At 63.4% G+C, this 15,240-nt stretch carries 11 protein-coding genes; 6 read left to right on the plus strand and 5 right to left on the minus strand.

The window, feature by feature from the left end:
* Positions 1-12: 12 nt before the first annotated feature.
* The 3 genes from glgB to ACZ5WT_RS00695 all read right to left on the minus strand — a co-directional run bounded on the left by glgB (position 13) and on the right by ACZ5WT_RS00695 (position 6,700).
* Positions 13-2,208, minus strand: coding sequence for a 1,4-alpha-glucan branching protein GlgB (glgB, locus tag ACZ5WT_RS00685; protein WP_464285462.1), 2,196 nt, complete (start codon positions 2,206-2,208; stop codon positions 13-15).
* Between the two features lie 64 nt (positions 2,209-2,272).
* Positions 2,273-4,750 carry a glycogen/starch/alpha-glucan phosphorylase gene (locus ACZ5WT_RS00690; protein WP_464285463.1) on the minus strand — a complete coding sequence of 826 codons (2,478 nt, stop codon included), beginning with the start codon at positions 4,748-4,750 and terminating at the stop codon, positions 2,273-2,275.
* An 87-nt stretch (positions 4,751-4,837) separates the two neighbouring features.
* Entirely contained in the window at positions 4,838-6,700 is a 1,863-nt protein-coding gene (locus ACZ5WT_RS00695; protein WP_464285464.1) for a monovalent cation:proton antiporter-2 (CPA2) family protein, read from the minus strand.
* 189 nt (positions 6,701-6,889) lie between these two features.
* Between ACZ5WT_RS00695 and ACZ5WT_RS00700 the strand changes: the two genes are divergently transcribed.
* A complete protein-coding gene (locus tag ACZ5WT_RS00700; RefSeq protein ID WP_464285465.1) occupies positions 6,890-7,831 on the plus strand; it encodes a nucleoside hydrolase in 942 nt (313 codons plus the stop codon).
* A 177-nt stretch (positions 7,832-8,008) separates the two neighbouring features.
* A complete protein-coding gene (locus tag ACZ5WT_RS00705; protein ID WP_464285466.1) occupies positions 8,009-8,620 on the plus strand; it encodes a LysE family translocator in 612 nt (203 codons plus the stop codon).
* Positions 8,621-8,691: 71 nt separating this feature from the next.
* On the opposite strand, the gene ACZ5WT_RS00710 is transcribed toward ACZ5WT_RS00705, so the two are convergent.
* On the minus strand, positions 8,692-10,332 hold the full coding sequence (locus ACZ5WT_RS00710) for an ABC transporter permease (RefSeq protein ID WP_464285467.1): 1,641 nt from the start codon (positions 10,330-10,332) through the stop codon (positions 8,692-8,694).
* Between the two features lie 5 nt (positions 10,333-10,337).
* A complete protein-coding gene (locus tag ACZ5WT_RS00715; RefSeq protein WP_464285468.1) occupies positions 10,338-11,399 on the minus strand; it encodes an ABC transporter ATP-binding protein in 1,062 nt (353 codons plus the stop codon).
* Positions 11,400-11,526: 127 nt separating this feature from the next.
* Here ACZ5WT_RS00715 and ACZ5WT_RS00720 point away from each other — a divergent pair, with 127 nt between their 5' ends.
* The 4 genes from ACZ5WT_RS00720 to ACZ5WT_RS00735 all read left to right on the plus strand — a co-directional run bounded on the left by ACZ5WT_RS00720 (position 11,527) and on the right by ACZ5WT_RS00735 (position 15,159).
* Positions 11,527-12,516 (plus strand): extracellular solute-binding protein, encoded by a 990-nt coding sequence (locus tag ACZ5WT_RS00720; RefSeq protein ID WP_464285469.1) that lies wholly within the window; start codon positions 11,527-11,529, stop codon positions 12,514-12,516.
* Between the two features lie 43 nt (positions 12,517-12,559).
* On the plus strand, positions 12,560-13,576 hold the full coding sequence (locus tag ACZ5WT_RS00725) for a hypothetical protein (protein ID WP_464285470.1): 1,017 nt from the start codon (positions 12,560-12,562) through the stop codon (positions 13,574-13,576).
* On the plus strand, positions 13,573-14,388 hold the full coding sequence (locus ACZ5WT_RS00730; protein ID WP_464285471.1) for a DeoR/GlpR family DNA-binding transcription regulator: 816 nt from the start codon (positions 13,573-13,575) through the stop codon (positions 14,386-14,388). Before ACZ5WT_RS00725 ends, ACZ5WT_RS00730 begins: the two co-directional genes overlap by 4 nt.
* A gap of 231 nt (positions 14,389-14,619) precedes the next feature.
* The gene (locus ACZ5WT_RS00735; protein WP_464285472.1) at positions 14,620-15,159 is read left to right on the plus strand and encodes a peptidylprolyl isomerase; all 540 of its coding nucleotides are present in this window, start codon (positions 14,620-14,622) and stop codon (positions 15,157-15,159) included.
* Positions 15,160-15,240: the final 81 nt, after the last annotated feature.

Here is a 15,240-nt window from a genome sequence, read left to right on the forward strand (position 1 = left end):
AGCCCGACCGGCTCACGCCGGTTCGAATTTGAGGAACAGCGTCGAAAGCGGCGGCAGGAAGATCTCCGCCTCCGCAGCCCAATGCTTGCCCTTGACGGCAACGGCCTCCACCGCGCCCTGGTTGCCGGTATTGGACCCTGCATACCAGCCGGCATCAGTATTGATGCGCTCCACCCATTTGCCAACCAGCGGCAGCGGCACCTTGTATCCACTGCGCGGAATGGGCGTGAAATTGGAGATCACCAGCACCGGATCACTGCCCGGCGCCTTGCGCAGCCAGGCCAGCACCGAATTGGAGTGGTCATTGCCGATCACCCATTCAAACCCTTCGGGCTCGCAATCGCGATCGTGCAGGGCCGGCAGCTGCCGGTAGGCGACGTTGAGATCGGCGACCAGCCGGCGCATGCCCTCATGCATGCTGGCATCAAGCAGGTACCAGTCGAGCGAGCGGTTATCCGCCCATTCGTCGCGCTGCGCGAATTCCTGCCCCATGAACAGCAGCTTCTTGCCCGGATGCCCCCACATGAAGGCGAGATAGGCCCGCAGATTCGCAAATTGCTGCCAGTCGTCGCCCGGCATTTTCTCCAGCAGCGACTTCTTGCCATGCACCACCTCGTCATGGCTGAGCGGCAGCACGAAGTTTTCGCTGAACGCATAGACCGACCCGAAGGTCATGTCATTGTGGTGGAATTTGCGATGCACCGGCTCGCGGCTCATATAGCGCAAGGTGTCGTTCATGAACCCCATGTTCCACTTGAAGCCGAAGCCCAGCCCGCCATTGTGCACCGGCCGGCTGACGCCCGGCCAGGACGTGGATTCCTCGGCGATCATGAACGTGCCCGGATGCAGCCGATAGGCCTCCGAATTCACGCGTTTGAGGAACTCGACCGCTTCCAGGTTCTGGTTGCCGCCCAGCTTGTTGGGCACCCATTCGCCCTGCTGGCGCGAGTAATCGAGATAGAGCATCGAAGCCACGGCATCGACGCGCAGTCCGTCAATGTGGAATTTCTCCAGCCAGTAGAGCGCGTTGTTGACGAGGAAGCTGACGACTTCCTTGCGCCCGAAATTGTAGATCGCAGTGTTCCAGTCGGGGTGATAGCCCTGCCGCGGATCGGCATGCTCGTAGAGCGCTGTGCCGTCGAAATTGGCCAGCCCATGCGCATCGGTCGGGAAATGCGCCGGCACCCAGTCGAGGATAATGCCGAGCCCGGCTTCGTGCGCCGCGTCGACAAAACGCGCAAACGCCGCCGGATCGCCAAATCGCGAGGTCGGGGCATACATGCCCGTCGGCTGGTAGCCCCAGCTGGGGTCATAGGGATGCTCGGAAACCGGCAGCAGCTCGATATGGGTGTAGCCCATGTCCGCCGCGTATGGCACCAGTTGGTCGGCCAGCTGGTCATAGGTCAGGAAGCCGCCATCGGGCCGGCGCCGCCAGCTGCCGAGATGCACCTCATAGATCGACATCGGCGTGCGCCGCCAATCCTTCTGCGCCCTCTCTTCGAGATACTTGGCATCCGTCCAGGTGAATTCGGTCGGGTCTGGCACGATCGAAGCCGTCTTGGGCCGCAGTTCCGATTGCCGCGCGAAGGGATCGGCCTTGAGCGGCAGCACCACGCCATCGGGCCCCACCAGTTCGTATTTGTAGAGCGTGCCCGTGCCCAGCACCGGGATGAACACTTCCCAGATACCAGTCTCGAACCGCTTGCGCATCGGGTGGCGCCGCCCGTCCCAGTCGTTGAACGGGCCCACCACGCTCACGCGCTGCGCATTGGGCGCCCACACCGCAAAATGGGTGCCATGGATGCCTTCGAATTCCATTTCGTGGGCGCCGAGCTTGTCGAACAGCCGCAGGTGGCTGCCCTCGCCGATATAATAGTCGTCCATCGGCCCCAGCACCGGCCCGAAGGAATAGGGGTCGTGCACGTCCCATTCGCCGCCGGCATTGCTGGCGTGATAGCGGATTGGCTGCGCTTTGGTGATATCGACCACGCCCTCGAAAAACCCGGCCGGATGGCGCGGGATCAGGTGGCCCAGTTCGGCCCCTTCCAGCGTATAGGCGGTCACCTGCTCGGCATGGGGAATGAAGGCCCGCAGCACCCATTTCCCCTGCACCCCATGCAGGCCGAGAAAGGCGAAGGGATTGGCATGGCGGCCAGCAATGATCGCCTCGACTTCCCGTGAATCGGCCTGCCAGATTTCCTTGCTCACGCGCACGCTCTCCCCAACGCTGCAGGCCCGGTTTTGCACTTCCGGAAGATCCTGCGGTTCAACTTCATGCCGAAGCTGCCGAAACGCCCCAGATATCATGGGCATATTGTCGAATGGTCCGGTCGGACGAGAAGAAGCCGACGCGCGCCGTATTGTGGATCGCCATGGCGTTCCAGCGCGGTTTGTCCTTCCAGATCGCGTCCACCGTGGCCTGGGCGGCGGTGTAGGCGTCGAAATCGCGCGCCACCATGAACCAGTCGTGGTCGTAGAGCCCCCCGATCAGGTCGCGATAGCGATGCGGATCGTCCGGCGAGAACACACCGGAGGAGATCGCATCCAGCGCTTCCTTGAGCCGCGCCGATTTGTCGATTGCCGCGCGTGGCACTTCGCTGCGCGCGCGCCTATCGTTCACCTCATCGGTGGTCAGCCCGAAGATGACGATATTCTCCGCGCCCACTTCCTTGTGCATTTCCACATTGGCGCCATCCATCGTGCCGATGGTGACGGCGCCATTGGCCATGAACTTCATGTTGCCGGTGCCCGAGGCTTCCATGCCCGCCGTGGATATCTGCTCGCTGAGATCGGCCGCCGGCACGATCACCTCGGCCAGGCTCACATTGTAGTTGGGCAGGAACACCACCTTGAGCAGCCCGCGCACCGCCGGATCATTGTTGATGACCTTGGCGACGTCGTTGATTAGCTTGATGATCAGCTTGGCGTTCCAGTAGCCCGGCGCCGCCTTGCCCGCGAAGATCTTGACGCGCGGCACGTAATCGCGCTCCGGATGCGCCCGGATTTCGTCATACAGCGCCACCGCCTGGATGATGTTGAGCAGCTGGCGCTTGTATTCGTGGATGCGCTTGATCTGCACGTCGAACATCGCATCGGGCGAAACCGTGATGTTGAGGCGATCCTTGATCAGCTTGGCCAGCTTCTGCTTGTTGGCCAGCTTCACCGCCGCAAACTGCCCCTGGAAGGTCGGGTCATTGGCATGCGCATCGAGCCCGCGCAGCAGGTCGATATTGTCGAGGAAATCCGGCCCGATCCGTTCGCTGATCAGCTTGGTCAGCGCGGGGTTGCACTGCATCAGCCAGCGGCGCGGCGTGATGCCATTGGTCTTGTTGTTGATGCGGTCGGGATAGAGCTTGTGCAGGTCAGAGAATACCGTCTGCTTCATCAGCTCGGTATGCAGCGCCGATACGCCGTTGATCGAATGCGAACCGACAAAGGCCAGTTGACCCATGCGCACGCGCCGCCCGCCGCTTTCGTCGATCAGCGACACATTGGCGATCTGGGCATCGTTGAACCGGGCGCGGGTGCGGGCATCGGCCAGCACATCGGCATTGATCTGGTAGACGATCTGCATGTGCCGCGGCAGCAGCCGCTCCAGCAGCGCCACCGGCCAGCTTTCCAGCGCCTCTGGCAGCAGGGTGTGGTTAGTATAGCCGAACGTGCCCTTGGTCAGCGTCCAGGCCTCGGCCCATTCCAGCCCATTGTCGTCGACCAGGATGCGCATCATCTCGGCAATGGAAATGGCCGGATGGGTATCGTTGAGCTGTATGGCCACCTTGTCCGGCAGCGAGCCGAGATCGCCATATTGCTGCAGATGCCGCCGCACGATGTCCTGCAGCGATGCCGATGAGAAGAAGAACTCCTGCCGCAGCCGCAATTCCTGCCCCGCCGCCGTCGAATCCGCCGGATAGAGCACGCGGGTAATCGCAGCCGCACGCCCGCTCTCCTCCAGCGCGCCGATATGGTCGCCCGAGTTGAACTTGTCGAGCAGAATGGGGTCGATGGGCTGCGCGCTCCATAGCCGCAGCGTGTTCACGCGCTTGCCGCGCCAGCCCACGATCGGGGTATCGAAAGCCACGGCCAGCAGGTGATCGTTGGGGCGCCATTCCTGGCGCTCGGTGCCGTCGGGATCGGTCACCCTCTCCACATTGCCGCCAAAGCCGATTTCATAGGCGCTTTCGCGCCGCTCAAATTCCCACGGATTGCCGTGCGCCAGCCATTCCTCGGGCAGCTCGACCTGCCAGCCCTCGCTCATTTCCTGGCGGAACAGCCCGTGCACATAGCGGATGCCGTAGCCATAGGCCGGAATGTCCACCGAGGACATCGATTCAAGGAAACACGCCGCCAGCCGCCCCAGGCCACCATTGCCCAGCGCCGCATCGGGCTCGAGGTTGATCAGGTCACCCAGGTCGACATTGAGATTCCTAAGCGCGTCGCGTACCGGTTCCATGAGCCCCACATTGCTCATGGCATCGCGCATCAGCCGGCCGATCAGGAATTCCAGGCTCAGATAGTAGACGCGCTTGTTGGAGGTTCGCCAGGTTTCCCGCGAGGACTCCATCCAGCGATCCATCACCCGGTCGCGAACCGCCATGATGGTTGCCGCCAGCCAGTCGTGCGGACGCGCCACAATCGGGTCTTTGCCAACCGAATAGATCAGTCTCGCGAGGATTTCGGCCTGAATGGCCTCAACGGTCGGCGCGCGCGGTTCCGGCGTAGGGGCGTCGTAAACGATCGGCTGTTGCGGCATGTCGCAATCCAGAATTCATGACGATGTATTCCCCTCGAAACTTCAGTCTTGCACTTAATTTGGGCAGGCGGAAGCCCCTCAAATGCATCACTTCCCCGGCGTGACCGCCGTTGACTTTGCCACCACCTCTTCGGCGTCTTCGGTTGTTACGGTAACGCCGCCTTCGCGCGCCTGATCTTCCGCGTTGCTGATCAGCAGGTGGCGGCCTGCCATCTGCGATCCCCCCAGCATCTGCAGCTCGAAACGCTGCCTGTCCCGGTCGCGCACGCCGTCGAGCACATCCTTGACCTCCTCGTCGGTCGCCCCGAGACGGCGGATCACCTCGCCGCCGAAGACCAGCGCGGAATCCAGCAATTCGCGCTTCTGATACTCGACGCCAGCCCGGATCAACTCGATGGCGTGGCCGCGGTCGAAGGCGCGCGCCATCACCTTGGCCAGCGGAAATTCATCGCGCAGCAGGTCGGCGATTCGCGAGATCGAGGACTTCCCGTCGACGCAGATCAGGATCACCTCGGCGTCGCCCGCTCCGGCGGCCCGCAACACGTCCAGCCGCGTGCCGTCGCCGTAATAGACCTTGAACCCGATCTGCGCGGCGGCGCGGATCATGTCGGTATCATTGTCGATAATGGTCACCGAGTGATGCCGCGCCAGCAGCGGCTGGCTGGCAATCTGCCCGAAACGGCCAAAGCCGATGATCAGCACCTGCCCGGTCTGGCCGCTCGCGGCCTCCACCCCATCGAGCGACTGCGACTTGCCCGTCTTGGGCAGCACATAGCGCAGCCCCACGATCAGGAACGGCGTCAGCACCATGGAAACGATCACTGTCGAGGTGAACACCGCATTGGTCGGGCCATCGATCACCCCGGCATTGGCCGCCGTCGTATAGAGCACGAAGGCGAATTCCCCGCCCTGTCCCATCAACACGGCGCGTTCCAGCGCCACGGCATGGGACGAGCGCAGCGCCCGCGCGATGATGTAGATGGCGGCGGCCTTGACGGCCATGAACGCCACCACGCTCACCGCGATGATCGGCCAGCTCTCCGCTACGATTGTCAGGTTGAGCGACATTCCCACGGCGAGGAAGAACAGCCCCAGCAAAATGCCGCGGAACGGCTCCACGTCGGTTTCAATCTGGTTGCGGAAGGTCGATGTCGACAGCAGTACGCCCGCCAGGAACGCCCCCATGGCCATGGACAGCCCGCTGGTTTCGAACAGCAGGGCCGCGCCCAGCACCACCAGCAGCGCACCGGCAGTCATCACCTCGCGCAGCTTGGTCGAGGCCAGCATCGAAAACAGCGGATTCATGATGCGGCGGCCGAGGAAGATCAGCCCCGCCACCGCGCCAATCGCGGCGCCCACTCCGGCCAGCCGGCTCGTCAGATTCTGCGCCTCACCCGAGGGGGCCAGCAGCGCCACCATGGCCAGCAGCGGCACGATGGCGAGGTCTTCCAGCAGCAGGATCGACACCATTTTCTGGCCATGGGGCGAGGCGAGCTCGCCGCGTTCGCCCAAAATCTGCATGACGATAGCCGTCGAGGTCATCACAAACCCCATGCCGAAGACGAAGGCGACCGCCGGGGCAAAGCCCAGCAATACGCCCACCGCCGTCAGCAGCAATCCGCAGATCGTGACCTGAATGACGCCGAGCCCGAAGATCTGCTTGCGCAGCGCCCACAGCTTGGAGGGCTCCATCTCGAGGCCGATGATGAACAGGAACATCACCACGCCCAGCTCGGCGAAGGTGAGGATCGAACCGGGGTCGCTGATCAGCGCGAAGCCGGATGGCCCCAGCGCCAGCCCGGCCGCGAGGTAACCCAGCACCGAGCCCAGCCCGAGGCGCTTGAACAACGGCACGGCGACCACTGTCGCCGTGAGCAAAACAACGACCGGGACGAGGTCCACACCATGCGCGGCGGCCTCAGCCGCCTGTCCAACTACCTCGCCTGCCACAACTTGCTCCGATCCCGGAATGGGAGGAGAGTTTTTCGCTCCGCCGCTCCGGCGTCAAGCGTCCTTGCGGCATGGCCGATCCGCCCTCAGCGCCGCACAAAACCCTGCGAAATCAGCGAGCAGGCCAGTCGACCGCCTGGCGAACAGCCGATAGGCTTCCGGGAGGATTCTCCCGTTTAAGGCCCAGACATGCCACGTAAAATAATTATCGATACCGACCCCGGCCAGGATGATGCCGTCGCAATGCTGCTGGCGCTGGCCTCCCCGCAAGAATTGGAGATCCTGGGCATTGTCGCCGTGGCCGGCAATATTGGGCTCCACCACAATAGCAACAATGCGCGCAAGATCGTCGAGCTCTCCGGCCGTACCGAAGTGCCGGTTTATGCCGGCTGCTCGCGCCCGCTGCGCCGCACCCTGGTGACGGCCGAACACGTTCACGGCGATACCGGCCTCAATGGCCCCGTCCTGCCGGACCCAACGATTCCGTTGCAAGCCCAGCACGGCGTCGACTACATCGTCGATACGCTGATGGCCGCCGAGCCCCGCACCATCACCCTGTGCACATTGGGGCCGCTGACCAACATCGCCATGGCGCTCATCAAGCAGCCCGCCATTGCCGGGCGCATCGCCGAGATCGTCATGATGGGCGGCGCCTATTTCGAAGTCGGCAACATCACGCCCGCCGCCGAATTCAACATCTATGTCGACCCCGAGGCCGCCGACATCGTGATGCGCTGCGGCGCGCCGATCACCATGCTGCCGCTCGACGTGACCCACCAGATCCAGTCGACCCATCCGCGCCTCGACGCCATCCGCGCGCTGGGCAATCGTACGGGCCAGGCGGTCTACGACATGCTGACCTTCTCGGAGACCTACGACCTGCACAAGTTCGGCTGGGCCGGCGCTCCCCTGCACGACCCCACGGTCATCGCCTACCTGCTGCAGCCCGACCTGTTCGAAGGCCGCCGCTGCAACGTGTCCATCGAAACCGCCAGCGAGCTCACCGTCGGCATGACCGTCGCCGATTACTGGCACGTCACCGACAAGCCCCGGAACGTCAACTACATGCGCAACGGCAACGCCGAAGGCTTCTTCAACCTCCTGACGGAACGCCTCGCCCGCCTCCCCTGATCGCCCCGCCCCACCCACCGGCCCCTCCCTCCCCCTTTGTGGGGAGGGACAGCGAGATAGGACTTAGCTTCAGCTAAGTCCGTGCAGGTTGAATGGCCCCCACCACGCCACCTTGCCCGCTACCCCGCCCGGGCGTAGTGTCCGCCTCCCAAAGCCGACGCGCCATCGAGACACGACATGGATCCCTTCACTCTCCTCACCTTCACCATTGCCTATGCCATCGCCGTGCTGGTGCCCGGCCCCGGCGTGGCCGCGGTCGTGGCCCGCGCGCTGGGCGGAGGCTTCAAGGGCGCCTTCCCCATGGTGCTGGGCATCCTGGCTGGCGATCTGATGTATTTCGTCTTCGCGGTGTTCGGGCTGGCGGCCATTGCCAATTGGTTCGGCCCGGTTTTCGTCTTCGTGCGCTGGGCGGGTGCGGCCTACCTGCTCTACATTGCCTACAAATTCTGGACCGCCCGCCCCGGCTCCGAGCAGATGAAACCCAAGAACGAGGATGGCTGGCGCACCTTCCTGGCCGGCTTCTCGCTGACCATGGGCAATCCCAAGACCATCGTCTTTTACCTCGCGATCCTGCCCACCGTGATCCCGCTCGACCAGATGAACCTCGTCGCCTTCACCGAGCTGACGGTCATCGTGGTGGTGGTGTTGCTGATCATCGGCTGCGGCTATGCCTGGCTGGCCTCGGCCGCCCGCGAAATGTTCAAGAGCCCCCGCGCCCTCGGCCGCCTCAACAAGACCGCCGGGATCATGATGGCCACCGCCGCCGGCCTCGTCGTCTGGCAGCACTAGCCCAATCGACCACCCCAAAATGCAAAAGGCCCGCTCCATGGAGCGGGCCTTTCTCGTTCTGTGACTGACGCCTAGAGCAGCGCCTGCTCGTTCCGCCCCATGAAGCGGAACGCGATGTAGACAGCGCAGCCGCTGAGCAGCAGCAGGATGGTCGACAGCGCCGCCGCCACCCCGAAGTCGCCATCGAGGATCAGCAGGTAGATGCGCACCGGCATGGTCATCGTGCTGCCCACATAGAGCACCAGCGAGGACGACAGCTCGTTGATCGCCGTCACGAAGCTCAGCATGCCGCCCGCGATGATGCCCGGCACGATCAGCGGCACCGTCACCCGCAGGAAGGCCTGGAAGGGGCTGTAGCCAAGCGAGATCGCCGCCTCTTCCATGCTCGGCGAAATCTGCCGCAGGGAGGACGCCGTCGTGCGCACCGTATAGGGCAGACGCCGGATGAAGATCGACAGGATGATGATCATTGCCGTGCCCGTCAGCACGATCGGACCGGTATTGAACGCCGCGATGAAGGCGATACCGATAACGATGCCCGGCATAACATAGGGCACCATGAAGGCCCCATCGAGCAGCGCCGTGTTGAAGTTGGTGCGCCGTGCCACCAGCACGCCCACGATCGTCCCGACCACCACGATCAGCGCCACGGCGGCGATCGAGAAGGTCAGCGAATTGCGCACCACGTCGCCCAGGTTGAACAGGATGCGCTCGTAGCTCTGCAGCGCGAACCCATCCTGGAACACCGGGCCGCTGGTCTTGCGGAACGAGTAGATCACCGAAATGATCACCGGCATAGCGCCGCACAACCCGATGAAATACACCGCGAAATGCGCCAGCACATTGCGCCAGCCCTTGAGCTGGATGCGCACCGGCTTGTTGATCATGTTGCCGTGGTAGACGTTGCGGCGCGACATGTAGCGCTGCAGCATCACGAACACCATCGAGACGATGATCAGCACCACGCTGATCGTGGTCGCCATCGACATGTTCGAGCCAACCTCGGCCGAATAAAGCGTGAAGGCTTCGGTCGCCAGCACGTTATAGCCACGGCCCAGCAGGCGCGGCGTGCCGAAATCGGCGATGGCGTGGATCAGCGCCAAAAGGCCACCGGCCGTCAGTGCAGGAAATACCATCGGGAACGAGATCTTGAACGTCCGCTGCCACGGCGTCAGGCCCAGCCCTTCCGCCGCCTCTTCGAGCGAGCGGTTGACGTTGCTCAGCGCGCCCGAAACCATCAGGTACACATAAGGATAGAACTTGAGCGAGAAGACGATGAGAATGCCGCCCACGCCATAGATTGGCGGCATGTTGATGCCCATGTCGCGCAGGAACCCGCGCACCACGCCACCGGCGCCAAACAGCACGATCCACGAATAGGCCCCGATGAAGGGCGGCGACACCAGCGCCAGAATCGCCAGCAACGACACGAACTTGCCGCCCTTGATCACAAAGCGCGACACGCAGAACGCCATGATCGAGCCGAGCAGCAGCGCACCCAGCAGGCCACCGAAACCCACCACCAGCGTATTGACGAACGCCTGGTGGAACCGTGCCTCCCCGAGGAACTTGAGGTAATTGCCGAGCGTGAAATTGCCCGCCTGGTCATAGAGGCTGGAAACCAGCACCGAGCCAACGGGCACGAACAGCAGCACCGCCAGCATCACCCAGGTCAGGACCATCACCACGGTCCAGAAGTTGAAACGGCCCATGGCGCTTAGCCTCCCGTGCTGATGCGGGCGCCATTGGCGCCAAACGCCATCGGCGCATCACGCGGCACGAGCACCGACACGGCCTCGCCCGCTTCGCGCGCCGCATGCATGCCCGGATTGGCCAGCTGCACCACGATCGGGCCAGCTGCCGTCTCCACCTGCACATGCGCCTCGCGGCCGAGATAGGTATATTTCGTCACCGTGCCGGCCAGCGCCACGCCGTCCTGCGCCGTCGCACCCGCCGCGCCCAGGCCCAGCCGCTCCGGCCGCGCTGCCCATATGTCGGCGCCCGGCGCCGAAAGCCCCAGCTGACCGAGCATGGCATTGAGCGCATCGCCAGCCTTGAACACGTTGATCGTGCCGACGAACTCAGCGACGAATCGGGTCTGCGGATCGCCGTAGATTTCCTGCGGCGTGCCAACCTGCTCGATCTTGCCGGCATTCATCACGCAAATGCGGTCCGAAATGGCCAGCGCCTCTTCCTGGTCGTGCGTCACATAAATGGTGGCGATATCGACCTGCTTCTGGATATCGCGGATTTCCTCGCGCAGCTCGATGCGCAGCTTGGCATCGAGGTTGGACAGCGGCTCATCCATCAGCAGCAGCTGCGGATTGATCACCATGGCGCGCGCCAGACCAATGCGCTGCTGCTGCCCGCCCGACATGGCGGCCGGCAGGCGATCGGCCAAAGCCGACAGGCGAACGGCGGCCAGTGCGTCGGTCACGCGGCGCTTGGTCTCCTCGGCCGGCACCTTGCGCGGCTTGAGGCCGAAGGCAACGTTGTCGAACACGCTCAGATGCGGAAACACCGCATAATCCTGGAACACCATGCCGATGTCGCGCTTGTGCGGCGGCACCACGCGCAAGTCGGCGCCATCGAGTTTGATATCGCCCGATGTCAGGTCATTGAACCCGGCAATGGCGCGCAGCAGCGTGGTCTTGCCACAGCCGCTCGGCCCCAGCAGCGTGAAAAATTCGCCGCGTTCCACCGTGATCGACACCCCGCTCAGCGCGGTAAATGTCGTGCCGAACTGCTTGATGGCATTGGTGACGGTCAGATAGCTCATGCAGCACTCCCCCTGCTATTTATTGACTGATAGCAAACAGACATAATTTTCGTATTGCAACATTTTTCTGTGTGAGACAGGATCATCCTCGGTCCAATAATGATCAAAAACGGACAGGAGGAACCCAATGAACATTCGTAAACGTACATTTCTGACGCTTTCCGCGGCGCTGATCGCCTCGAGCAGCCTCACCGCTGTCGCCTTCGCGCAGGACAAGGCCGTCACCATCTACACCGCCCACAAATCCTCGATCGTCGACACCTTGCTGCCGATTTTCGAATCCGAGACCGGCCTCAAGGCTGAAGTCGTCAAGCTCGGTTCGGGCGACATTGCCAAGCGCGTGAAGGCTGAAGCCGGCGCTCCCGCAGCCGACGTCATCTGGTCGATTTCGGGCAGCCAGCTGTCCGAACTGGCCAACCTGCTCGAGCCCTACTCCCCGCCCGAGGCCGACCAGATCGACCCGCAATTCGTCAAGGATCCGGCCTGGACCCCTTACACCGCCGTGGTTTACGTGCTGGCCGTCAACACCGACATGCAGCCGCTCGATACCGCTCCCAAGACCTGGGCTGAGCTTGCCGATCCGAAGTGGGCCGGCCAGATTGCCAGCGCCCGCGCCGATGGTTCGGGTTCGGCCATGCAGCAGCTGCAGACCGTGCTGACCGTGTTCGGTGATGCCGGCTGGGACAAGTATGCCGAGATCGCCAAGAACTTCGTGTTCGCCGATTCCTCGGGTGCCGTTCCCCGCTTTGTCGCCGATGGCGAAGCCTCGATGGGCCTGACCCTCGAAGACAACGCGCTGGAATATGTCCAGGGCGGCGCACCGATCTCGATCGTGCATCTCACGGACGGCACCGCCGCAACGCCTGATGGCGTTGGCCTGGTCAAGGGCGGCCCGAACCCCGATGGCGGCAAGGCCTTCATCGATTGGGCCATGTCCAAGTCGACCCAGGAAAAGCTGGCCATGGATATCGGCCGTCGCTCGGTCCGCCTCGACGTCGCTGGCCCTGCCGGCACGCCGAACCTGGCCGATCTGACCCTGATCGACGTCAAGCCGCTGGCCGACTTCGGCGGCGCTGAAGCCGTTCTGGCCAAGTGGCGCACCGCTATCGGCGAGTAATCGCCGATCTGCCTCGATAATATCTGATTACAAGAAGGTCCGAATGAAGCAGCTGGAAGCGTTCACCCTGGGCAAGAAAATTGGTCACCCAGAGACCAACGAAGACAGCCTCGTTATCATGCCGGACCTCGGTTACGCCGTCATCGACGGCGTAACCGACCGCAATGGCACCCGCTATGGCGGCATGCTGTCGGGCCGCTATGCGTCACGCACCGTGCGCCGCGCCCTTGAAATTTTCATGCTGGCACAGGGCCAGAGCGACAAACCCGACCTGCAATTTCAGGGCGGCGAACACCTCATCGCCTATCTGTCCAAGGCCATTCACCAGGGCTATGTCGATCACGGCGCGCTCGATGCCGTCACCGAAGACTGGAAGCTGCGCGCCGGCTGCACCGTCATGGTCGCCCTGCCCATCGGCGACCGCCTTGAAGTGGTCGCGGTCGGCGATAGCGGCCTGCGCATCAACGGCAATGACGTGCTGCAGGTGCTCAAGCCCCTCGACGATGTCACCGCCATTCTCCGCCGCGAGACCTGGCGCTATTTCGAAGCCCTCGGCCACGATGCCCTCGAGGCCGACAAGCACGCCGCCGCCATGACCTGGCAGGGCACCCGCAACCAGACCCTCGGCCTGCCCACCGCGGCCCCGGATGTCGTTGCTGAAATCGAGCGTCGCGCGCTCGCCGCCTGCATCGCCCACCTACCCGGCGTGCCGCAGGACGAAATCCTCATGCTGATCCACCATGGCATTTCTCATGGCCAGGGCAATTTCCAGAACATCACCGAGCCCGCACTCGGTTATGGCGGGCTCGATGGCTTTGCCGTTCCCTCGCGATACATCGAAACCCGCTCCTATGCTCTGGCGGACGTCGAAACGATTGAGTTATTCTCCGACGGTTACTTCAAACTCGGCGACGGATTCGGTGTCGCTGCCTGGGAAAAGGCATTCCAGGAAGTTGAAGCTGAAGATCTCTACAAGATCGGCCCCTATATGAGCACCAAGGGAACCACTGCGACCATGTTGACCGATGACCGCAGCTATCTCGGTGTGCGCCTGAAGTGAGCGGCATCACCTCCCCCGACGTCAACACGACGCCATCGCCGGACGGCGGGGGGGCGCGGCTGGGCAAGCGTCAGGCCGCCATTCTTGAAGCCGTAAGGGCCAATGGCGCCGCCTCGGTGGCCGATCTGGCCGCCCAGTTCGACGTCACCACCCAGACCATCCGCCGCGACCTCAAGGCCTTGGAAACCAAGGGCCTGCTGCTCAAGGGCTTTGGCGGGGCCTTCGCCTCGCCGGGCATTGCCCAGCACACCTATGACGAGCGCCACACCATTCAGGTGGCCGTCAAGCAGCGTCTGGTCGCCGCGCTTGAGGAATTCCTCGTCGCCGGCGCCACGGTCTTCGTCGGCCTCGGCACTACATTCCATGCCCTGCACGAAGTGCTTGCGCGCCATCCCGGCGTGCTGATCGCCACGCCCAATCTCGAAGTCGCCTATTCCTGCGCCTTCAAGACCGATGCGACCGTCTATGTCTATGGCGGCTACGTGCGCAACAAGGACTCCTCGGTCCTGACGCTCGCCGATTCCTCGCGCCAGCGCTTCAAGTTCGACATTGCCATCATCGGCGCCAGCGCCATCGACCGCGAGGGCGCGGTGCTGGAGTTCGATCCGCTCGAAGTCGATCTGGTGCGCGATATCCTGCCCAATTCCCGGCAGGTCATCCTGGTCGCCCACGAAGACAAGTTCGACCGCCGCGCGCCCCATCAGGTCACCACGCTCGCCGATGTCGACGTGCTGATCACCAATGGCGACCCCGCCCCGCGCTTCGACGACCCCGCCATCCTCGACCACCTGCGCGTCATCGCCATTTCCTGACCCAATTGCCGTCCGCCGCCCGTCCAAAAATAATTTTGCCCGGCGCGAAAACCGCGATGACAACCTCCCCGCCAAAGGACTAGAAGCGGGCCGAGATTACGCCGGGAGATCGCTCCCCCGATCCAACCGGCACTCACCTCATGGACACGCGGGGCCGCAATCCCGACCCGGCCGAAGTCCGTGCCCGGCGCGCCTCACAGGCGCGCGGGCAAGCAAGAAGGAACAGCTGGAATGACTACGGATAACGATCTGGTTCGCGTTGAAGTGCAGACCAACGACGGCAAGTTCGTCCTGGGCATCGACGAGGCCCGCGCGCCCATCACTGCCCGGAACTTCCTGGCCTATGTCGATGGCGGCCACCTCAATGGCAGCACGGTCTATCGCATCGTGACCATGGCCAATCAGAAGCCGGAAACCGTCCACAAGATCGAAGTCATCCAGTGGGGCTGGCGCCCGACCGACGACGCCCAGGAGCAGCCCTTCCCCTCCATCGCCCACGAACCGACCTCGCTGACCGGCCTCAAGCACACCGACGGCACCATTTCCATGGCCCGCTTCGGCCCCGGCACCGCCGGCCCCGGTTTCTTCATCTGCATCGGCGATCAGCCCGAGCTCGACGAAGGCGGCCGCCGCAATCCCGATGGTCACGGCTTCGCTGCTTTCGGCAAGGTCCTCGAAGGTCAGGACACCATCGCCAAGCTCTTCGCCCGTGCCGAGGCCGACGAATACCCCATCACGCCACTGCCGATCAGCTCCGTTCGCCGCGCTTAGTGCCAAAGTGGCCCTCGAACCACGAGGGCGTGGCAGCATTTCAGAAGAATCTGCAAGAAAACCGCAAGAATGCTGACAGAA

This window comes from Devosia sp. T2-14, assembly GCF_055397495.1.

Bases quoted from the DNA above. Each gene is read 5' to 3' on its own strand.
- ACZ5WT_RS00690 (WP_464285463.1), bottom strand. From the start codon at position 4,750: ATGCCGCAACAGCCGATCGTTTACGACGCCCCTACGCCGGAACCGCGC.
- ACZ5WT_RS00700 (WP_464285465.1), top strand. From the start codon at position 6,890: ATGCCACGTAAAATAATTATCGATACCGACCCCGGCCAGGATGATGCC.
- ACZ5WT_RS00705 (WP_464285466.1), top strand. From the start codon at position 8,009: ATGGATCCCTTCACTCTCCTCACCTTCACCATTGCCTATGCCATCGCC.
- ACZ5WT_RS00710 (WP_464285467.1), bottom strand. From the start codon at position 10,332: ATGGGCCGTTTCAACTTCTGGACCGTGGTGATGGTCCTGACCTGGGTG.
- ACZ5WT_RS00715 (WP_464285468.1), bottom strand. From the start codon at position 11,399: ATGAGCTATCTGACCGTCACCAATGCCATCAAGCAGTTCGGCACGACA.
- ACZ5WT_RS00720 (WP_464285469.1), top strand. From the start codon at position 11,527: ATGAACATTCGTAAACGTACATTTCTGACGCTTTCCGCGGCGCTGATC.
- ACZ5WT_RS00725 (WP_464285470.1), top strand. From the start codon at position 12,560: ATGAAGCAGCTGGAAGCGTTCACCCTGGGCAAGAAAATTGGTCACCCA.
- ACZ5WT_RS00735 (WP_464285472.1), top strand. From the start codon at position 14,620: ATGACTACGGATAACGATCTGGTTCGCGTTGAAGTGCAGACCAACGAC.